Origin of the sequence: Paenibacillus sp. 32352 (assembly GCF_002042965.1) — a bacterium.
Lineage (GTDB): Bacteria > Bacillota > Bacilli > Paenibacillales > NBRC-103111 > Paenibacillus_S > Paenibacillus_S vulneris.
The window spans coordinates 660605-682513 of the sequence record NZ_MZNT01000001.1; the positions used below are offsets into that span (position 1 = coordinate 660605).

A 21909-nucleotide genomic window follows, 5' to 3' on the forward strand; every position below is an offset into this window, starting at 1 on the left:
TCACAGTAGGCCGCAGCGGTTCTGGCTACTATGAAATCAATCACATCTACATCTTGGCTAAAAAGAAAAGAGGGGTCTTCAATGAGATTAGGAATCGTAGGAAAAGTGACTTGGCTAGTTGTCATTGCTGTTGTAACAAGTGTTTTGTCCCTGCTTGTCATCGGCTATTACGTCAATTACAAGCAAATCGACCAAGCGGCCGGCGATGAATTGATAGGCTGTGCAAGCATTACCTCGGGGCTTCTGACGCCGGCCGAAATCAAGGAGCTGGCCAACGGTCAGGCTAGCCAAGCCTTGAGGGATAAGGTGAACTGGATCGTCGACCACAAGCCGATTTTCAAAAACGCCGCCATTATGAGTCTGGACGGGAAGCTGCTCGTTCCTGACAAGCGGCTGGAGAAAGAAGGCTTTAAAGCCGGCGACTCCTTTTACATAGATCGTGAAGCCGTCGATATGCTGGTCAGCATGAAGCACCCGATGGCATCGTCTGTCTATACGTTCGGAGAAGGAGCAAGGAAGACAGGCTACGCTCCGATCTATGCAGATCATGACGCTTCCAAAAACATCGTGGCTTTGATGGCCATCGACTTTGACGCCGGCATCCTGGAGAACCGCACATGGACCATGCTGAGGTTCACGCTCCAGACAGGAGGCATCTTCCCGGTCCTTGCCGCATTCATAGCCTTTCTGTTGATCAGCCGGATGATCAAGCCGATTGAAGCGATTAGCGAAAGAGTCCGCCGCATTGCGGACGGCGATTTGACCGGAGAACCGATCGCGTCCAAAAGCAAGGATGAAATCGGCAGCCTGGTGCAGTCTGTTAATCAAATGACTTCGCATTTGAAGGAAATGATCCAAACGATTGATGACACCTCCCGGGAAGTAAACAAGACGACCAAGCTGCTCGCGGGAGATGCGGACCGTACGGTCGCTTCTATTCATACGATGACCTCTGCGATACAAGAAATAGCTGCCGGAGCCGAAGCCCAGGAGAAGGGGACGGAGGATAGCGCCAATGCGATGGAGGAGATTTCCCGCGGTATGAGTGAGATTGCCGACTCTTCGATGGCGATGGCGGAAATGATGTATGACACGTTAAAAGCGGCTGAGCAAGGAAGCGGCAATTTGGATAAAGTGCTGCACCAAATGGATTCCATTCATCATTCTGTCGAATCTTCTTCACAAGCTGTACGTGAGCTGTCCGCCCATTCTGAAGAGATAGGGGAAATCGTAAGGGTGATGAGGGACCTGTCCGCTCAGACGAATCTGCTGGCGCTTAATGCATCGATTGAAGCGTCGAGGGCTGGAGAGGAAGGACGGGGCTTTGCCGTAGTCGCAGGCGAAATCCGCAAGCTGGCCGAGCAGTCGGGCAGATCCTCCGAGCACATCGCGGAATTGATAGAAGCGGTTCAAGGGAAAGTGGCTCACATGGTAGCGGCTATGCAGAGGGAATTGAAAGAGATGGAGCTCGGTAGAAGCTATGTGAATCAAATGGCGGGAGGCTTTCACAGCATTGTAGAGAAGGCGCAAAAAACGAACGAGCAAATTATGGAAATCTCGGCCATATCCGAACAAATATCGGCAGGCTCGCAGGAGGTATCCGCTTCGGTGCTGGAGACGGCTGCCATAGCCAAAAACTCCTCGGTGCAGTCCTCCCAAGCGGCGGGCTTATCTCTCGGCCAGCTGGAATCGATGAGGCAGATTACAGGATCGGTACATAGGATAGAAACGATGTGTGAGGAGCTGAACGTGCTTGTTCGGAGATTTCGCATATCGTAAGGATTTGGCGGGTTCTGCCGCTTGACTCGATTTTTCATGATAGATATAATATGAACATATGTAAATGATGGCAAACTCACAAGACGTATGGCGAGCACCCCGCTTGGGGTGCTTTGTTGCTTGAATATACGGAAACGAACAGAAGATTTCAGGGTGGATGGAAAGGGGTCTATGACGATGAATTATAAGAATATATTGGCGGCACAGCTTGCCTCGAGGCTGGAAGGAGTGACGGAGGATTTCCTTGCAGATTTGGTTGAATACCCGCCGAATCCGCAAATGGGAGACCTGTCCTTACCCTGCTTTAAATTGAGCAAGCAGCTTCGTAAAGCGCCGCAGGCGATTGCAGAGGAATTGAAGCAGCAATGGGAGGAACATCCTGCGTTTCAACGCGTGGAGGCCGTATCCGGTTATTTCAATGTATTTCTGGAGCCGGCAAGCTTCGCATCCAGCGTAATTGGCGAGGTTCTGGAGAAGGGAGACCGTTACGGCTCACAAAATATCGGCCAAGGCCGCAACATCGCATTGGACTTCTCTTCGCCTAATATTGCCAAAGCCTTCCATATCGGTCACCTGCGTACAACGATGATCGGGAACGCCATTTATAAAATTTTTGAGTTTCTGGGCTATAATTGTATCGGAATTAACCATTTGGGCGACTGGGGAACCCAGTTCGGCAAGCTCATCGTGGCGTACAAGCTGTGGGGGGACAAAAGTGTCGTTGAAGCGGACGGAATCGACGAGCTGCAGCGCCTGTACGTGAAATTTCATGACGAGGCCGACGTAAAGCCGGAGCTTGAAGATGAAGCCCGCTCTTGGTTCGTGAAGCTGGAGCAGGGGGACGAAGAAGCGCTGCAGCTGTGGAGATGGTTCGTTGAAATCAGCTTGAAGGAATTCCAAAAAATATATGACCTGCTGGGCGTTCACTTTGATTCTTATGCGGGCGAGAGCTTCTATAACGATAAAATGGCCGCTGTTGTAGAGGAGCTGAAGCAGAAAAATCTGCTTGAAGAGGACCAAGGCGCGCTATTGGTACGCCTGGACGAATACAATATGCCTCCAGCTTTGATGATCAAGAAGGACGGCGGCACGCTGTATCATACGCGGGACGTTACGGCGGCGATCTACCGCAAGAACACCTATGATTTTGATAAATGTATCTATGTAACGGATGCAGGGCAAAGCCTGCACTTCCAGCAATGGTTTAAAGTGATCGAGCTGATGGGCTACGAATGGGCGGACCGCCTTGTGCATGTGCCATTCGGTAAAGTCAGCCTGGAAGGCGCCAAGCTGTCGACTCGCAAAGGCAACGTGATTCGTCTGGAAGAGCTGCTGACGCAGGCGATCGAGAAGACCAAAGCGATTATTGAGGAAAAGAATCCGAATCTGGAAAATAAGGATGAGGTTGCCCGCCAAGTCGGCGTGGGAGCTATCATTTTCAATGACTTGAGCAATAACCGGATTAAAGATATCGTGTTCTCCTGGGATGTTGCCTTGAACTTCGACGGCGAGACAGGCCCTTATGTTCAATATACACATACCCGCGCATGCAGCGTGCTGCGCAAAGCCAACGGCGGGGACTCCATCGCATTCGATGCGAAGCTGGAGCAAATAGATGCCTCGCTGCTGCAAAATGCCGAGTCGCAAGGTCTGCTGAAGCAGCTGTACTTGTTCAAGGAGCGTGTTGAGCAGTCGATGCATAAGCTCGAGCCTTCGATTGTCAGCCGCTATTTGGTCGATCTGTCGCAAAGCTTCAACCGTTTCTACCACGAATGTCCGATTCTGGTGGAGGATCAGGCGCTTCGCCAAGCGCGTCTGGCGCTGGTGAAATGTACGCAAATCACGATCCGCAACGGTTTAGCGTTAATCGGGATCGAAGCCCCGGAAAAAATGTAATCCATTCACCCGATGTCCTCGTGAAAACGAAGGGGATCGGGTGATTTTTTTGTCTCGGTGGAGCTCCACACCATTTCATTCATGCACAAACGTATTGGTTTAGACACGGAAAGTTGGACGTAACCCCCTCGAGGCATCCCCTGCCTCTATATGTAGCATAGTTCGCGCAAAACCGTTTTTTCTCATCAAGGCAAATCCTTCAGCACACGAACTACAGAAACTAGACCTGGAAGGTCTGATGAACTGTGGTTCTATGGCGAATAATTTCATCCTGGAAGAGTATGAGCGCTTGGACAAAGTGGCAACAATGGTACCATATGAACCAGGGAGGCGGATGGCTTATGGCCAAAGGAGATGAGCTGGTCAAATATATGACCGAGCAATTCGTCAAGTATATGGAGACGCCGAGAGAGATTCGCAAGCAAACCCGCGCAACCCAGAGAGAGATGCGGGAGCAATGGCAATACCGATGGTTCGGGATGCTTCCGTTAGCGCTCCGAATGTGGATAGAGAGCCTTATTTGGCGCAAAAAAAAATGAAAAGCTTCTCTCCTTGGCCACGAAGTAGAAATACTCTTCGAGCTTAAGAGGCGGGAAGCTTTTCTATATAGGAGAGGAGGAGAAAAACCTAATGGAATAGTTTGCCCAGCTTGGAAGCTGCGGAATAGGGAATAGCCCTGGGTCCGTCCTGCTCCAGCAGCAGGAACGCTTCTTCATTCGTCCATTGATGGTACCCGGTCACGGCCAAAGGTAAAGTGATGGAGCCGTTGTACAGCTCTGCGACGTACGTGAGCCTGCTTTGCTGCTTGAGAGCGTTTGCAAGCGTCCCGAACGTATCCAATGAAACCGGAGTACCCTTGACCCACGGAAGCCGGTCATAGGGATCGAAGGATTCAAGCTGAAGGCTTGACATTATGGAATGCTTGGTCAGTACGGATGACGCGGGCTCTTTATCCGATGGTACCTCCTCGAGCTGCTTATCGGAGGTAAGCGGGAGTACTTCTCCGCTCTTGGCATCGATGATAAACTGCTCCGTTCCCGAGGTTACTTTCCAGACGGCGTACAAGGGTCCGGAATACCAGCGTTCTGCCTTGTAAGAGGAATGAATAAGTTCAAGCTGTACCAGCGACTGGTACAGAGTGTTCAAGCTGAATAGCGGCTTGCTGCCTCTGCCGTACTCGGCGAGACGATACTTGGTCGGATCATTCGGGTCTGCGGCGTAAATAACCATGTAGCCAACCTCCGCCGTCCCTGCTTTGAGCAGCACGATCCAACCGTGAGTGCCCGGACCGAGAGGGGAGCTCGTCCAAGAGGCCTGCTTCCAGGCTTCAAAGCCCTGCTCGCTGGAAATACGCTTCACCCAGCCGTTGACCGCATCCATGAAGGTCGGGCTGGTGACGGTTAGATCCGATGTCGCGGGTACAAGTGCGGTTGCCGGGATCGGCGGGTTGTCGGGAAGCGCTGCCGTATGAAGCGGCTTCGCTGCCAGGAGGCTTGTCCACAGAAAAAGCCCGGCGAGCCATATTGTCGATCGTTTCATCCTTTCACCTGCTTGTCTTGGATATCGGGCACGGATGCTGTCACTTGAAGGAACTGCTATGCCCTTATTGTATAAAATATGCCTTGAAAAGTTTGTTAGAACCTGTAACGCTGCAAAAAAAGTTTGCTTCTTTTTTTGGCGCAATTCGTCAGTTCATAGCCGGATTTCTTGCGTGAAGGTGAAACAGTCCGCAATTGATGGCGGATATTAGGATGCGGGGCCGGAACTGCCAATCGATTTCCTGCCGGCGGTTAGCATATTGAGCTTCGATTTCCTGCCGTTTTTCAATATCCGTATTAAGAATCAGCGGTTCGTAATAGGAGCGAATCCGTTGAAGCTCATCGGCAAGGCGCAGCTGGGCTTCTTCAGCCCAGGAATGATCGTAGCCATGCAAAATCGTCTCCAGGTGCTGCTCCAAGTAAATGACGGCTCGAGGCAGCGTGAATTTATCAGGAATCATATAGACCTGAGCCGGAATTCTTGGCGACAAGCGTCTGTACCGCAGCCGTTCCTGGAAGTTCTCGCAGATTTCCCCCGTGTTCATCTGGAAGCCGAGAGAATGGATTTCGCTTCGCTTCATATCACATGCAAACTCTACTTTATAATTCACCTGCATCCAGGTTTCGTAGGCCGTTGTAGACAAGGGAGAGGCTTTGCCCTGCTGCTCGGGCTTATGCTGCTCGAATAGATGAACAAACCGGCCCTTGCTGCGGACCGCCTGGAAAATTTGCTCCAGCCTGCGGCTCCCGAACGTGACCTCGTCTTTCGGAACACGGGCGGTCATCTGGGTCGGAACGAAGCCGAAGTAGCGCCCCAGGATACTGTCCTGCTGCGCAGGCGGCCCGGGCGGCCCTCCCGGAGCTGCTCCGGCAGCTTGCGCCGCCATGCCGGGCAGCTGCGCTTGAGGAGCTGGGGATACGGTCTGGCCGGGACCTGCCGCTGTGGCTGAAGCGGCGGAGGACGCCTTGTACGCCTCCGGATCGAAGATGAAGGTGCAGGTCATGGTCTCCGGTGCGACACCGGTGCGCTCTACGAAGCTCCAATAATAGGGCCGGTAGGTAAGCTCCTTATCTGCGGAGGGAGAGAGCTTCACGGTGACATAAGCCGGATGCTTCTCCAGAATGTCGCAGTTCTCCGCTTCCAAGTAGCGCATAACAAAGCTCTGAATTTCCTCCGTTTTCATGGAGACACCTCCGCTTCGCCGGAAATCGGAGCAGTTTGGCCAACGGCATCCAGCATGGCGGTCAGCCTGTTCCCTTCCTGGACCTGGCTCTCTCTTTCTACCTCCGAGCGGATGGTAGACAACGACCGCCCGAGATCGTCCATTTGTCGGCGGATATCTTCTTCTCCGGAGGAGGAGAGAATCATTTGGGCCAAATGCTTCTCCAGCGAATTTGTTTTCTCAAACCGTTCAAGAATGGTATCAAGCTCCCCGATGACGAGCTCGAACATGTTGATTTTTTCATGGAGCAGGGACAAAATATATTCTTCTATCGTTCCCTTGGTAGATAAGTTATAGATGTGTACATCATCCTGCTGGCCGAGCCGATGGACGCGGCCAATCCGCTGCTCCACTCTCATCGGATTCCATGGGAGGTCGAAGTTGATCATGTTATGGCAAAACTGCAGATTGATGCCCTCGCCTCCGGCTTCGGTAGCGACCAGGACCTGGGCGCGGTTGCGGAATAAATCCATCATCCAGTCTTTTTTGCCCCGGTTCATCCCGCCGCGGTAAGGTACAGCCGAAATTTTGTGCTCCTTCAAATATTGAATCAAATACTCCTGAGAGGCCCGATATTCCGTGAAGATGATGACCTTATCATTAATCTCCCGGATCAGCTCCATCACCTTCTCCGCCTTCGTATTCGCTTTAATGCTGCGGATCAGCTCCACCAGCTGCCAAATACGCGGACGTATCGGGGAATCCTCCGCTGTCTTCTTGAACATATTGACCAGCGTTATGAATACAGCATCGCGGCTGCTGCATACCTCCCGCTGAAGGGTTACGAGCGATAAGATGCTGCTGAGATCGCCCTTGGATTCTTCATAGCGGTTTTTGACGAAGTCGGTGACACCGTCGTAAAGCGCTTGCTCCTCGGGGGACAGCGTAAGCGGAATGTTGCGGACGATTCGCTTGGTGAAGTGCACGTTGCCGTCGCTTCGTCGATTGCGGATCATCACCTTCGACAGCTCCTTCTGCAGCTGATCTTCATTTTTCGGAATGCGTTTATCAACGACGAAATTGGCCTGAAAGCTGCCATGCCCGCCAAGCTGTCCAGGCTTCAGCAGCGTAATCAAGTTATACAGCTCGCCCAAATCGTTCTGCACCGGCGTTGCGGTCAAGAGCAGGCAATACTTTTTGCGGAGCTCATTGATGAATTGGTAGTTGGTCGTTTTCTTGTTCTTAAGCTTATGAGCCTCATCGACAATCAGCATATCGTATTCCATCCCAAGGACGATTTCCCGGTGCGGATCGCGCTTGGCCGTATCCATGGAAGCAACGATAACGTCGTACTGCGCCCACATATATTCCTTTTTCTGGGCAACGGCTGCAATGCCGAATTTCTGATTCAGCTCCCGCACCCATTGCAGCACAAGGGAGGCAGGGACGAGAATCAGCACTTTTTTGACCAGGCCGCGAATCATATATTCTTTTAATATCAACCCGGCTTCAATCGTTTTGCCTAAGCCCACCTCGTCGGCCAATATCGCTCTTCCGCGCATTTCGGTCAGCACTCTCTTAGCCGTTTCAATTTGATGGGGCATTGGAGTTACATTTTGGATATGAACGAGTGATTGCAGCTGGTCAAAGCTGGAAATCAGCGTCGACTTCTCGGCTTCATAGGCAAGCTGATACAACGTCCAGTCATCCCACGGACCGTTGCGAAGCGCTCTTTCGTGTAATTGCTCGAACCATTCCCGCTCATAATGCAGCTGTACATGTTCGTTAAAAGGCCGCACGTGTTCTTGTTTGTCTGTTGGTTGCATTAGCATGCCACTCCTTTTGACGCTTCCTTACATAGAAGGAAAGCTGGCAAACATAAGGGTAAAGCGTTAAAAATTAGTATGGACGAAAAGAACTACTTTCATAACCCGCATGAATGCTATATGATGATTAAATACAAGGTGGGAAAGGAAGGATGGGTATTGAAGGTATGGCTAACCTCTCTTGCTGCGGTTGTCCTGATCGGATTTGGCCTGTACCATTATGTAAGCAGGGACGTGAAACCGAAGCTGACTGCGATTGACGCCGAGACCACTCAGGCCATCGATGAAACCGGAGATTTGCTGGTGACCGATAACCATCAGGTATTTTCCGTTAACAGCAAGACACAGCAGGGCAAGCTGATTTTGCAGACGTCACAGCCGATAAGCAGCATCAATTATACCTCGGATCATACGGTGATCACGGTGTACAATCCGGAGGATGCCAAAGCGTTCAAGGGCTTCTATATAAGGGACAAGCAGTCGGACCATTTTGCCCAATATGCCACTCCGCAGCTATCGCCTAAGCACAGCTATGTGTATGGGGATTGGATGTTCGTATCGTCCGCTGAAACAACGGCTCAAAAAGGGGCGGACATGACCAAGGTCGGCATTTACCAGCTCAAGGAGCACAAATGGGTGAAGGAATGGCTCGTGCCCGGCGGCGTAGAGGATGTTAGAGGCTCCGGCAAGGAGGTCTATTTCGTCACCTCCAACAATACGGATACCAGCTCCAACCTGTATAAAGCCGATTTGCAAAGCGGGGACTGGGGCAAGATGATCCAGGAGGCCAGACGGTATCCCCTCGATCAAGTCAGCATCGATTCGAACGGAGAAGTATACATGATGATCTCCCAGCGAAAGAAGACGGAATGGTCCAATAAAATATTCAAGTTTAATCCGCAGCAAGTGCCTTACGAGCTTACAAGCAATTTTGTATCCAATACGAGGCCTTATTCCTTTACGATGTCCGCTCTGCAAGGTAAAATGCTAATTGATCGTTTTGACGTGACGAACAACACTCCTGATATTGAGAAGCCTTTGGCTCTGCTGGATTTGAAAAGCCATAAGCAGATGCAGCTGGCTTGGGATCATCGGCCGGTAAGCATCACGACGCTTGGCGATCAATTCGCCGTTCTCGGAGAGGACGGGGCGATTGCTTTAGTCGGTTTGGATGCAACCGAGAAGCCGAAGCTTGAATTCAAGCTGGAGGAGTTAACGGCGGGCAAGGAAATTTGCGGGAAAAGATGAAAGGCGGTTAGACAGCATGAAGCCGACATGGCGTTTTATTTCCTCGGGATTGCAGCATCCCGCTTATAATATGGCTGTGGACGAAGCGATTCTGATCGCGCATAGCGAAGGAAAGTCGGGGCCTACGGTCCGATTCTACGGATGGAATCCGCCGACGCTATCGATAGGATATTTTCAAAAGTCGGAGGAGGTCCACTTTGAACAGCTCCAAAAGGAAGGGCTTGGCTTTGTCCGCAGGCCGACAGGCGGCCGTGCCGTACTGCATGATAAGGAATTGACGTACAGCATCATCGTCTCCGAGAGCTACCCCGGTATTCCGAGCGGTGTTACGGAAGCCTATCGGGTTCTGAGTGAAGGGCTTCTGCTCGGCTTCCAGAAGCTGGGGCTGGATGCGCAAATGGTTCATCTGGCTACGGAGGAAGAGAAGAGCAAGTATGCTTCCATGGGCTCTGCGGCGTGCTTTGACTCTCCATCGTGGTATGAGCTCGTGGTCGAAGGGCGCAAAATTGCCGGCAGCGCTCAAACCCGGCAGAAGCAGGTCGTTCTGCAGCATGGCTCGATTCTGCTGGACATGGACACCGATCAGCTGTTTCGCGTGCTGCAATTCAAAAATGAGCGGATTCAAGCCAGATTGAAGCAGCAATTTACGCAAAAAGCCGTGGCCATCAACGATATTTGCTCTGAATTAGGCAGAGCGCCTGTACAGCTTCAGGATGTGGAACGCGCATTCCGGGAAGGAATGGCGGAAGGGTTGAACGTAGAGCTGGAGGAAAGCGGGCTGACGGAATACGAGCTGTCGCTAGTCGAGCAGCTGATGGCAGACAAATATGCCAACGATGAATGGAACCTTCGGAGATAATTCTCCGAAGGTTTTTTGCTGCGTAGGGGGAGAAAGATCAGCTCTTTATTGCTGCTTTGGGGAGACGCTCTTCAAAGGCTCTTTGCAGCTTCACTGTGACCGGTCCGGGTACTCCCTGGCCTACTGTTTGCTTATCAATACGGATGATCGGAGTAATCTCCGTGGTCGTTCCGGTAATAAAAGCTTCGTCAGCCGTCCGCAGATCATCTAGGGTAAACGCTTCTTCCCGAACGGGGAGGTTGAGCTGGCGAGCCAGCTGAAGCACAAAAGCCCGGGTAATGCCATGCAAAATCAGGTGGTTGGCGGGATGCGTTCTGAGCTCTCCGTTCTTGACGATCATCATGTTCGAGGCACTGCATTCCGTAACGGTTCCGCTTCGGTGCAGTATGACTTCATGAGCCCCTTGATCCAGCGCATGCTGCTTGGCCATAACGTTAGGAAGCAGGTTCAATGTCTTCAGGTCACAGCGAAGCCAGCGGATATCCTCCATGGTGATTGCTGTTATCCCCTTCTCCATGGTTTCAAGAGGTCTGGCCATCTCCGTCGTATAAGCCATGAGCACCGGCTCAGCTTGTGCAGGGAATGGGTGAGATCTTGGTGCGGCGCCACGGGTAATTTGCATATAAACCGTACCCTCCGCAAGCTCGTTCAGCCGGATCAATTGGTTCAGCAGCTCATCCAGATGCCGCGTTGAATAAGGGAGCGAAATCCGCACATCTCTGGCGCTTTTCTCCAGTCGTTCGTAGTGGCCTTCGGCTTCAAACAAAATGCCGCTGTAGACGCGGAACACCTCGTATACCCCGTCTCCGAAATAGTAGCCGCGATCATCCGGAGATATGCGGACCTGCTCCTTGGAAACAAACTCATTTTGGTATAAATACATTCAAACAGGCCTCCTTAGGGCAAAATATACAGGAACATATGTTTGCTTTTTTTGCATAAACTATGTTATAATACCAATCAACAGATAGGCTGACGATTATCATTTTCACTGCTACTCAAATAGGTTATCAATGATAGAAACAGATGTCAAAATCGAATGGATCGCCCTGAGGGTGCAACGATTTTTAGCAGGATGCCAATAGGTCTCCGGACTCTAATTGACCATTTTTCGCCGCTGGGAAGCACTGATTTTTGTCGAATAAAATGAAGCTGGTGTTAACGAAAAAAAGCGAATAAAGGAGCAAATAGGAGCATTCGGCTCGACGTCTTGTCCTAATTTCCAAATTCCGCTACTGGCCCATTAGAAGCACTATATATTGTATTGTATAATGGATAATGCATACCAGATATTGTGATATTTGTTGTAGTTTAATTTTCGGGAGGTTGTTGTATTGAACATGGTGAACGGCAATAAACTCGAGGGATTAAGTGAAAAAATATTTCTAGACCGCTACGCGATGAAGGACGCGGATACGAACCATACACAGGTTGGAGATACCGTACTTGTTTTAACGAAGGACGATCCTAAATTTCCGGCCAAGGAAGTCGGCGAGGTCATCTCTAGAGACGGTAAGCAAGTTCGTGTAAAGCTTCGCAGCGGAGATATAGTGGAATCTTCCGTAGAAAAGCTTACTTTAACATTGGAGAAAACACCAGAGCAGCTTTGGGACCGGTTGGCCCGGGCCATGGCCTCAGTCGAAGCAACCCCCGAGAAGCAGGACGAGTGGACTCATAAATTCAGATATATATTGGATGATTGGAAGCTGGTTCCCGGAGGCAGGATTGCTGCAGGCGCGGATGCCAGCGATGAGCTGACGCTGTTTAACTGCTATGTTATTCCGTCACCGCATGACAGCCGCGGAGGCATAATGAGCACGCTCTCCGAAATGACAGAGATTATGGTGCGCGGAGGCGGCGTCGGCATCAATCTATCCTCATTGCGTCCGCGCCGCGCTGTAGTAAAAGGAGTTAACGGCTCCTCAAGCGGTGCCGTATCCTGGGGCGGATTGTTCAGCTATACGACCGGTCTGATCGAGCAGGGGGGCAGCCGCCGCGGCGCCTTGATGCTCATGATGAACGACTGGCACCCGGATGTCGTAGACTTTATTACTGTCAAGCAAACGATGGGACAAATCACGAATGCCAATCTGTCCGTCTGCGTCAGCAACGGCTTCATGAAGGCCGTGAAGGAAGATCTGAACTGGGATCTTGTCTATCCTGATACGACGGACCCTGAGTATGATGAGCTGTGGGACGGAGATTTGGACAAATGGAAGAAGCTCGGCAAGCAGGTGAACGTGTACCGCACGGTGAAGGCGCGCGATGTATGGCATACGATTATTGAATCGGCGTGGAAATCGGCAGAGCCTGGCGTCGTATTCATGGAGTACTACAATCAGATGTCCAACAGCTGGTACTTTAATCCGATTATTTGCACCAATCCATGCGGGGAGCAGGGGCTGCCTGCCTGGGGCGTCTGCAATTTGTCAGCAATCAATTTATCCCGATTCTATGATGAGACTAAGCAGGACGTGGCATGGGAAGAACTCGGCAAGGTCGTTCGCTACTCCACACGCTTCCTTGATAACGTTATTGATAAAACGCCGTACCATTTCGAGCAAAACCGGATTAACCAGCAGGGTGAACGCCGTGTAGGGCTTGGTACGATGGGTCTGGCAGAGCTGATGATCAAGCTCGAGATTCGTTACGGCAGTCCGGAGTCGCTCGTATTTCTGGATCAGCTTTACGGTTTTATCGCCAAAGAAGCTTACCTTGCTTCGGCGGATATCGCCGCCGAGAAGGGCAGCTTCGAGAAATTCGAAGCCGAGCCGTTCCTGCAAAGCGGCTTCATGAAGTCGATGACGAGCGTCTATCCCGAGGTTGGAACTGCCATTCAGAAAAAGGGCATGCGCAACGTTACCGTTATTACGCAAGCACCTACAGGCAGCACAGGGACTATGGTTGGAACCTCTACAGGGATCGAGCCGTACTTCGCATTCGAGTACTATCGTCAGAGCCGTCTCGGCTTCGACAAGCAGTATGTGCCTATTGCCCAAGAATGGAAGGACGCTCATCCGAATGAGGAGCTTCCCGACTACTTTGTGACGGCGATGGATTTGTCGGCGGAGGATCATATTCGAGCCCAAGCCGCTATTCAGAAATGGGTCGACAGCTCCATCTCGAAGACGGCCAACTGTCCTTCCGATTTCACCGTAGAAGAAACCAAGCGATTGTATGAGCTTGCCTTCGATCTTGGCTGCAAAGGGGTAACGATTTATCGTGACGGCAGCCGTGATGTACAGGTGCTTTCCACGGATAAGAAGGAGGAGACTTCTGCTCCTGCGGAGACGTTGAAGGCTGAAGCGAAACCGGAGGCGCCACAAGCGGGCGAGGAACTCAAAGCAGTTAGCAGCGTGCTTCAATCCATGGCGGTTTCTACCGATGCGAAGCCTGGCACGGTAGTGGATAAGGAATATAAACGCCGTCCGCAAATCCTGCGCGGCGCTACTTATAAATTCAATACACCGTTCGGAATGGCCTACATTACGATTAACGATATGAACGGCTCTCCGAGTGAAATCTTCTTGAACGTTGGGAAAGCAGGCTCCGATGTGTTCGCGATGTCTGAGGCATTAGGCCGAGTCATTTCTTTGTTCTTGCGATACGGCGACCATGGCAACAAGGTGCAGCTTCTGACAAAGCATCTCAAAGGCATTGGAGGCTCCGGTGCGATCGGCTTCGGTGCCAACCGCGTCGAATCGATTGCGGATGCGGTAGCCAAGGCGCTGGAGATGCACGGCGATTTCTCTGACGAGGCGGACGCTTACGTCACAGCAACTCAGGAAGTCGTCACAGAGACGACGGCCCAATATGCAGTGAACCGCCAGTCGGCGACTTCGCTCGACTTGTGCCCATCCTGCGGCAGTGCTTCACTTATTAACACCGAGGGCTGCAAAAACTGCAGCAACTGCGGCTATAGCAGATGTAGTTAAGGGTAAAGAGAGGGGGAGTCCGGGGGAGTCCCTGTGAAATTCCAGAATTAATTGGAATTGTAACATAATTCGTTAGACAGTTTGTTTCAGAATTCGTTAGAATTTGGCAAGTATGCAAATATGTGAATAAAAATACAAACAACAAAGGCAGACGGATATAATCGTCTGCCTTTGTTTTATTATCGAATAGAAATTGGTGATGATGTTGGAAAAAAGTTCGAAAATGCCTTTTGTTCCAAAGGTAATCAAGGATGAAAGCTTAGTAAGCTATTTACATAGATTATCCAAAGTAAATTATCATGAAATAACATGGTTGGTCAAACAAATAACTAGTGAAAATGAAGTTCGGAGTTATCAGGGGTATAAAAATCAAAATATAAACATCGATACCGGTAAACTTTCTAATATTACGGAAATTGATAAACAAGAATTCGACAATTTATTATGGAATCTAAAAAGTTCATTTACAGATGTTAATAAAAAATTGAGTAAGTTTGCTATAAGAAATACGATGAAAATTTTCTGTCCTTTATGTCTTGCTGAGAAGCAGTACCATAGGAGATTATGGGATCTAAGTATATATACAAGATGTCATATTCATAATAGTTTATTATTGTGTAGATGTACGTACTGTGATAGAAATATAAAATTAAAAGCGATGGTAAATGATTCCTGCACATGTGGCAAAAAATTATCAAGTAATATAACAATAGAGTGTGATAATTCTGCCTTAGGAATTTTATTATTTCACAAAGCTAACAAAAAACAGGATTTATATGATGAAAAATCCATAATCGAGGCACTTCAAAACATGGAAATTGATCTCTTTATATATTTGATTTTAGTATTAGCATTTAATATTGCACGTATTTTTTATCAAAGGAAGACCTTATTCTCAACACCTAATGACTTTAGCTTTTGTGATAAAGTAGTGTATGAAGCTTACAATATCTTTATTGATTGGCCAAACTCATTTCATAAATTTTTAGATAAGTTTCAAACGTTACCTCAAAAACGTGCGGTTGGTGGTTTAAAGAATTATTTTGATGGATTTCATTTACAGATGAGCAAGTTGTCACAGATACCTGAATTTCGTTTTTTAACTGATGAATACAGAAATTATATTGTAAATGTTCGTAATGATAAGTACAGTAAAGATAGATTATTCATCGACAATGTTAGTATTGCTGAAGCTTCTACAATTTTAAAAACAACTAAAAAGAACATTTCAGCTTTAATCAGTGCAGGTTTAATAGAAGCAAAGACGGTTTATTGGTGGAGACAGAAACTCATTTTATTAGATAGGTTATCAATAAATAAATACAAAAACTATCTTGAAACGAATTATATTCAAATTTTCAATAAAATAAATATTGATATTGCAAAACACAAGGGATACATTACTGTAGCAGAAGCGGAAAAAATATTGGAAACATCAAGAACAACTGTGATTAAGATAGCGAGGGATCATTCTTTTAGACAAGGTAGGAATATCCTAATTGAAAAGTCTTTTATAGATAAGCTTACAGATTTGATCACAAGAAGTGAAATATTCTGTGAAGACATTGAACTAATAAATTTTTATTATGCACAAAGGCACTTTATCCGAATTACTAAAAGGTCCGTAGGAGAGTATTACAAGTTTTTATTTGAATCAGAAGTCCAATCTTTTATAAATCCGAACAGAATTGGTTTTGAAAGAATTTATTTTAGTAAATCACAGTTTATTCAAAAACTCGTGACATATTATACGTAGCACCATCTATAAGTCACTGGGACTAAATTAAATAGCATGAAGTCAATCGATAACTTTTTGAGCTATACAAGCTATAATACGAAGTTACCGCGCGAAAAATAAGGCAGATTAAGTACATTTAAGGAAAGACCTTCCTTGCCAACGAATTTATCAAATATACTTTTGTAACTGAGTAGTTTGTAAATAAACTGTTAACTGAAATTATTTAAGGAGAAAAGAAAAATGAAATGGCAAGAAGTAATTCAAGAGGTTACAAAATTTAAGAAGTCTCATAAATATGCCTGGTTTCGAGGGCATAGTGATGTCTCATATGAGTTAAAATCTTCGTTATTCAGACAGAATTTAAGTTCAGTAGAAGATTTTTTAGTAAACGAACGAGCTATATGATATCTGAATGATTACTAATATACAAAATAAACCTAGGAGTGATAAAATGTACAACCTTTTTATTACTAGTGAGGATGAAGGTTGGGAAAAGCTTTGCTATATCATCGAAAAAAGTAGATTTCTAGAATATACAAATATGGAAATAAGTGATCTATTTAAGAGTGCCAATAAAGAACAATTGGATGCACTTAAAGAATTTCCTTGTTTATTCACTTATGAAGGTTTTAAAGGAATATCGAAAGTTGGTTACCTGAAAAAAATATCTGATAGAGGAAGAACTTATTTAATTGAATATTCATTTGATGAAAATATACCACCAATACCATCAATGGAATTAGAAAATATATCTTTGTTATTAGATATTAGGGGGTGGGAGATTAACAGGACGCACTGGGCAATTAAAGATGAAGATCTATTAATAAGGTTGAGTGATGCAAAACTTATTAATTATAAAGGAAATAATGAGAAGGTTGAATTGCCTAAACCATTAGAGAAGGGTAATTTAATGGTAACATCAGTAAAATCATATATTGAAGCGATTTTTCATTTAGGTAATAACAAAGATAATAATACTTTTTATAGAGGACATTCAGATAAAATAGAATATAAACTTGTTCCATCTCTTTTTAGGAAAGATAAATCGGGGAACTATAAATTCCTTGATAATGAAAATCTGATGTTTAATGAAATGATCTTATCAAACTCTTCTGATTTCTCAACGGATACAAGTACTTTAGACAAATTAGTAAGAATGCAACATTATTCTCTACCTACTCGGTTGTTAGATATAACATCCAATCCACTAATTGCTTTATATTTTGCATGTTCGTCAATTGATAAAATGAGTATTGATGGAGAAGTTATTGTTTTTAACGTAAATAAAAGTCATATTAAGTACTTCGATTCTGATAAAGCTAGTTGTATCTCAAATCTGGCGAAGTTGTCAAAACGAGACAAAGAGAATATTGTGTTTCATAGTGATATAGAAGAATTTAACAAACAACAAGTTGTTGGAAGATTACTTCATTATATTATGGAAGAAAAGCCGTTTTTCCAACCAAGAATTATTCCAACAGATTTACAAGATATATTATGTGTAAAAAGCAAAAGATCAAATAGTAGGATAAATTCTCAGTCAGGAGCATTTTTACTTTTTGGTCATGAAGCGGTTATGGATGAAAAAGGGACTGAGGACATTGAAGTAAAGAGGATAACAATTAGAAATAAAAAGGAGATTTTAGATGAACTTGATGTATTGAATATAAACGATAGTACAGTATTTCCATATATAGAAAATACAGCAAGATATATAGCGGCGAAATTCGAATTTATAAATCCTTAGATTTCAAAGTGGCCATCAGAATTAATATTCCACGCTTCGGGATTTGCACCCGGTAATGGGAAGCCGTACACATCCAAGATTTGCTAGGCGTCGATTTAAGCGATATATGAAGCATTTCGCATAACATGTCAAAACTTTGAAGGCATGAAAACTATATCGAAGGATTGGCTTTCAAAGGTATTGATAAGTCTTATAGAGTACAAGCGAAAGCTAACAGGCAGCATCAACTGCCGGCCGCGATGAGGTTAGATGGTTCGGATTTGTTTCCCAGAAGTTGCTTCACCGGATCCACTTCTGGGATCTTGTCGGCCCGATGCAGGAAAGTATTGGATTTGGTAATCTCGTTGCCTAAAGCCCGTATTAGGTCCCTTTGCTCAGAAACGCCGAAGTCATCATATTGCTCTGACATCCATTTGTGATACGCCATCCCAAAAGTATATACATAACCCTATAAGATTCTCGACATGCTTTTCTAAGATATCTTCAGTTGTTGGTTGCGGCTAAAAACATTTTGCCACTCTTATATTTAGTGAAGGTTAGTCTTTATTTTAGAAGAAAAACCTTTAATTATTCGGTACATCAAGTTTATTTAACATTAATACACTCTCTCCAGTTTTTAGTTTTCTGAAAGAAAGTGTTGATGGATCTAGCAACACCTTAATTGGTCGATTTGAGGCATTTACTACAGTATTCTTTTTACTACCAAATCTCAAAATAATTTTCGAATATAAACCTAGATGTGTAATTTTTATTACAGAAGGACCAAGTTGCTTAAGTAAGCTCTCATGACTTCTGTTTGCTGTTATGAATTCTGCAAGTAGTTTCCGTTCTTTACAATAAAGAAGAGCTTTAATCAACCTTTGATGAAAATCTCTAGGCGATACTACATCTCCAATATGAACTTCATATATTCCATCCCAGCGCAAGTAACCTCCGGTTCCCCTATTTTCAACAATTCGCTGTTTCTTCTGTCTGTTGATGTCGATAACATAGAATATAAAAGGTATATAATAAACTATTAAAATGCTCAGTAAAGTAATACGAATGTATAAGGAATTTGATTTTATGATTCCTAACACAATAATCAATAATAATATCCATGCTTCAACAAAGGTGTAATAGAACTGTCTTGAAAACAAGGTTTTTATTGGTTTACATAATATTTGATGTATCAACATAATAACAGCATCTCCATACGGCATTTTATTCCTAAAATTTACTTATTAAGTCCTAGAGGTTGTCCTCAAGGACTTTTCGTCATTATATAACTATACTTCCATTATTGTAAATAAAGTTGTGTGAACAAGATGACGCTAATGACTTTCAACTCTCCATGGTTATTTTCCAATGAATCAAACTGGATGGGTCCGAATGTTTAGGCGGACTCTTAACTGGCGAAACTGATTCTAAGGAATTCTGGAACAGGGGGATTTATACATGAAAATTCCTGCACGTAAGATCAGGCCAACCAGAGGGCGGCACTATAGAAGCAAAATTGGTTCATCCAAAAGCTTGAAGATTATACATGCCGAGAGTCTTCTGGAACGAGATTATGTTCGCATGTGTAATTTTGATCCAACAATTATAAAAATATATTACCAACCGGTGGGGATAAGGTTTCACTATGATGGTCGGAAGCGTCGGTATTTTCCAGATTATTTGATTGTTACTAGGGACAATCGTTATTACCTAGTGGAGGTTAAGTTAAAGGAGTTTGTTGGATCTAATCTAAACCGAGCAAAGTTTTATGCTGCCACTAAGTTGTGTGAAGAAAAGGACTGGACTTTTATTGTCGTTACGGAAGAACAGATTCGGCAAGGACATTTTCAAAAAAACCTTAGGCTTCTGCATGAAGTTAAACGCTATAAAATCAACCCGGCTATAGCCGAATACATTAAAGCTATGTTAGAACATATTGGTCCGCAAACTGTTAGTGATTTGCGGAACGCATGCGTAATAGTTAATGCATCGATGTTCATGCTCAATCTTCACAAATTAATTTACGCAAGTGAAATCGGTACAGACTTAATACACCAACCATTGAATGATAATTCATTAATATGGGACTTGCCCAAGAAGGAGGATACGTGTGGCTAGGAATCGTTTTTCTTATGGCACAAAATTTTTGTTGGACGGGATGGAACATATGGTAAAGCGTTCTGAACGAAATGAAGTTGTCGTTGAGCTTATAAAGTATAAGGAAACCAAAAGCATTTCTATCAGCGAGTTGGAGGAAGCTTGGTACGAAGATCGACTTGCGTTTCAAGATTTAACAGAAAGAGCTAGCAAGGTCAAATTGGATGTTAGTCAACTAAGCGATAGCGAGCGAGAAACACTAAAGATGAAGCTAGATATTCTTCATCCGGTTATACATGGGTATTATCATAAAATAAATCTTGATGATCACTTAACATCCCTTCGTGAAGGTAAGGGTTACAAAGTGTCAAAGGCATCTTTTTATAATTGGAAAAAGCTCTGGGAGCGATATGGTGATGCACGTTATTTAGTTGATCTGAAACCTGGACCCAAAACTCGGCATACTGAAAAAGAAGTAATGGCTTCGTTAGAAAAAATCATGGAGAAGAATCTCTATACTGGTGAAGATGTCGTTTACAGGCAGATTTATCGGTTATATAAGGATAGCATTAATAAAGTGAATGAATTAAGGAATGCAGATCAAAAGCAAGTTCTTCGATCATTTCAGACGATTTGGAGGATATTGAAAGAAAAACGCGACTTGTATCGTCAAAATAAGGCTAGAGATGGACATGTTGCAGCCAAGTTGGAACGTGATGGCTCTAGGAGTATGGCTGAGAAACCAACCCGACCGTTACAGCGGGTAGAACTTGATTGGACACCGGCTGATATATATTTAGTTGATCCCAGAACTCTTGAAAGGAAGAAACCCTGGCTTGTTTACGCAATTGATGTATATAGCGGTGAGCCTATGGGTTTTTATATAACATTTGAATATCCAGACACGTTTGCCATTAAACAGTGTTTGTTACATTGTTTTTTACCGAAAGTGTATTTGAAAAAGTTATACTCCGCAGTTCAGAATGAATGGACTGCTTACGGAATTCCTAAGGAATTGGTGATAGATAATGCCTCACAAAATAACTCTTACGAATTGGAAGAGGTATTCGACTTGTTTGGAATCGAACCGCTTTACCCTGAGGTTCAAGCCGGGCATAAGAAGGGAACAGTTGAACGCGGTCAAAAGACCTTCAATGATATATTACATACACTGAAAGGAACGAGCTTTTCCAATATATACGAGAAAAAGCAATACGATTCTAAAGGAAAAGCTTGTATCACACTCCAAGCATTTTATTATATCGCTCACATCATATTTGTCGATATCATATCTCACAATTGGAGCCATAGCCGAATGGGCGGCACTCCACATCAAATTTGGGAGAAGGCTTTCTCAGAAGATCCCAGTCTTATTAAAGAATTGCCCTTTAGTAAAAAAGAAATCACCTTGGCCTTGTGTGGAGGCAGAGAGAAGAGAATGATTCAAAATAAGGGGATTGTTCTCGACGAAACGTGGTATACAAGTGATGAACTCATGAAATTAAGGTATCGTTTAAAACAAAATGGGGATGACGATACCCAGGTAGTGGTGCGGTTTGATCATTCAAATGTTAAGAAGGTTTATATCGAGGATCCCTATGATAAAACCTCCTTTATCGAGGCTTATATAGACCCCAATCGTATGCATGATTTTGAAAAACATTACGATGTGGACCCGATACTACCCCTTCCCTTTCAACAAATGAGAGCGATCTGTTTATCTGAAGGAAGAAAACGCCGCTCTTTTGATGATACTCATATTATCAATGCTTTAACCAATTTGAAACAAATTCAAGAAGATCAAAACAAGGATAAACGTAATAAGTATAAAAAAACTCTTGCTGAAGAAGCCCGAATAATCGAGGGACTTGCCCTCCAAACTTTTAATTACGAGGACTTAGGTCTACCTGAGAATACCGAAACCCTTCAATACTTAGGTGAGATAACTGAGGCTTTGACAAAAAAAGAGCAAATACGATCTAAGGAAAGAATGACTCATCAGGCAGTCGAAAAAAAAATGGATGAAAGAATACCTGACCAATTGAACTCGATAACTGCAGATGATGATTTGCCGGTTTACGGGGTCTCCCGATTAGGAGGATAG

Annotated in this window: 16 protein-coding genes; 11 read left to right on the forward strand and 5 right to left on the reverse strand. The window is 45.3% G+C overall.

The window, feature by feature from the left end; genetic code table 11:
• Positions 1 to 81 precede the first annotated feature (81 nt).
• From B1728_RS03080 to B1728_RS03090, 3 genes are all read left to right on the forward strand, one after another.
• Positions 82 to 1779 carry a methyl-accepting chemotaxis protein gene (locus B1728_RS03080; RefSeq protein ID WP_179135856.1) on the forward strand — a complete coding sequence of 566 codons (1698 nt, stop codon included), beginning with the start codon at positions 82 to 84 and terminating at the stop codon, positions 1777 to 1779.
• Positions 1780 to 1956: 177 nt separating this feature from the next.
• Positions 1957 to 3675 carry an arginine--tRNA ligase gene (gene argS / locus B1728_RS03085; RefSeq protein ID WP_079908687.1) on the forward strand — a complete coding sequence of 573 codons (1719 nt, stop codon included), beginning with the start codon at positions 1957 to 1959 and terminating at the stop codon, positions 3673 to 3675.
• Positions 3676 to 4016: 341 nt separating this feature from the next.
• Positions 4017 to 4214, forward strand: a complete 198-nt coding sequence (locus tag B1728_RS03090) for a YqzE family protein (protein WP_079908688.1) — start codon at positions 4017 to 4019, stop codon at positions 4212 to 4214.
• A gap of 88 nt (positions 4215 to 4302) precedes the next feature.
• Here B1728_RS03090 and B1728_RS03095 read toward each other — a convergent pair whose 3' ends face one another.
• The 3 genes from B1728_RS03095 to B1728_RS03105 form a co-directional block, all read right to left on the reverse strand.
• Positions 4303 to 5214 (reverse strand): hypothetical protein, encoded by a 912-nt coding sequence (locus B1728_RS03095; protein ID WP_079908689.1) that lies wholly within the window; start codon positions 5212 to 5214, stop codon positions 4303 to 4305.
• 148 nt (positions 5215 to 5362) lie between these two features.
• On the reverse strand, positions 5363 to 6397 hold the full coding sequence (locus B1728_RS03100; RefSeq protein ID WP_079908690.1) for a YqhG family protein: 1035 nt from the start codon (positions 6395 to 6397) through the stop codon (positions 5363 to 5365).
• Positions 6394 to 8202, reverse strand: coding sequence for a DEAD/DEAH box helicase (locus B1728_RS03105; protein ID WP_079908691.1), 1809 nt, complete (start codon positions 8200 to 8202; stop codon positions 6394 to 6396). The genes B1728_RS03100 and B1728_RS03105 overlap by 4 nt, the downstream gene beginning before the upstream one ends.
• Before the next feature lie 159 nt (positions 8203 to 8361).
• Between B1728_RS03105 and B1728_RS03110 the strand changes: the two genes are divergently transcribed.
• Together B1728_RS03110 and B1728_RS03115 are read left to right on the forward strand one after the other, a co-directional pair.
• Positions 8362 to 9450, forward strand: coding sequence for a hypothetical protein (locus tag B1728_RS03110; protein ID WP_144027738.1), 1089 nt, complete (start codon positions 8362 to 8364; stop codon positions 9448 to 9450).
• 16 nt (positions 9451 to 9466) lie between these two features.
• Positions 9467 to 10309, forward strand: coding sequence for a lipoate--protein ligase family protein (locus B1728_RS03115; protein WP_079908693.1), 843 nt, complete (start codon positions 9467 to 9469; stop codon positions 10307 to 10309).
• Positions 10310 to 10346: 37 nt separating this feature from the next.
• On the opposite strand, the gene dat is transcribed toward B1728_RS03115, so the two are convergent.
• Complete coding sequence (dat, locus tag B1728_RS03120) at positions 10347 to 11192, reverse strand: D-amino-acid transaminase (protein WP_079908694.1); 846 nt, start codon at positions 11190 to 11192, stop codon at positions 10347 to 10349.
• 457 nt (positions 11193 to 11649) lie between these two features.
• On the opposite strand from dat, the gene B1728_RS03125 reads away from it, so the two are divergent.
• The 4 genes from B1728_RS03125 to B1728_RS03135 all read left to right on the forward strand — a co-directional run bounded on the left by B1728_RS03125 (position 11650) and on the right by B1728_RS03135 (position 17729).
• On the forward strand, positions 11650 to 14244 hold the full coding sequence (locus B1728_RS03125) for an adenosylcobalamin-dependent ribonucleoside-diphosphate reductase (protein ID WP_079908976.1): 2595 nt from the start codon (positions 11650 to 11652) through the stop codon (positions 14242 to 14244).
• A gap of 199 nt (positions 14245 to 14443) precedes the next feature.
• Entirely contained in the window at positions 14444 to 16000 is a 1557-nt protein-coding gene (locus B1728_RS03130) for a TniQ family protein (RefSeq protein ID WP_079908695.1), read from the forward strand.
• A gap of 222 nt (positions 16001 to 16222) precedes the next feature.
• Positions 16223 to 16387 (forward strand): hypothetical protein, encoded by a 165-nt coding sequence (locus tag B1728_RS36090; RefSeq protein WP_179135857.1) that lies wholly within the window; start codon positions 16223 to 16225, stop codon positions 16385 to 16387.
• Between the two features lie 46 nt (positions 16388 to 16433).
• Entirely contained in the window at positions 16434 to 17729 is a 1296-nt protein-coding gene (locus B1728_RS03135; RefSeq protein WP_079908696.1) for an FRG domain-containing protein, read from the forward strand.
• Between the two features lie 563 nt (positions 17730 to 18292).
• Here the strand turns inward: B1728_RS03135 and B1728_RS03145 are convergent.
• Positions 18293 to 18907 carry a hypothetical protein gene (locus B1728_RS03145; protein ID WP_079908698.1) on the reverse strand — a complete coding sequence of 205 codons (615 nt, stop codon included), beginning with the start codon at positions 18905 to 18907 and terminating at the stop codon, positions 18293 to 18295.
• A 259-nt stretch (positions 18908 to 19166) separates the two neighbouring features.
• Between B1728_RS03145 and B1728_RS03150 the strand changes: the two genes are divergently transcribed.
• A complete protein-coding gene (locus B1728_RS03150; RefSeq protein WP_079908699.1) occupies positions 19167 to 19826 on the forward strand; it encodes a TnsA endonuclease N-terminal domain-containing protein in 660 nt (219 codons plus the stop codon).
• Positions 19819 to 21909, forward strand: coding sequence for a Mu transposase C-terminal domain-containing protein (locus B1728_RS03155; protein WP_079908700.1), 2091 nt, complete (start codon positions 19819 to 19821; stop codon positions 21907 to 21909). Before B1728_RS03150 ends, B1728_RS03155 begins: the two co-directional genes overlap by 8 nt.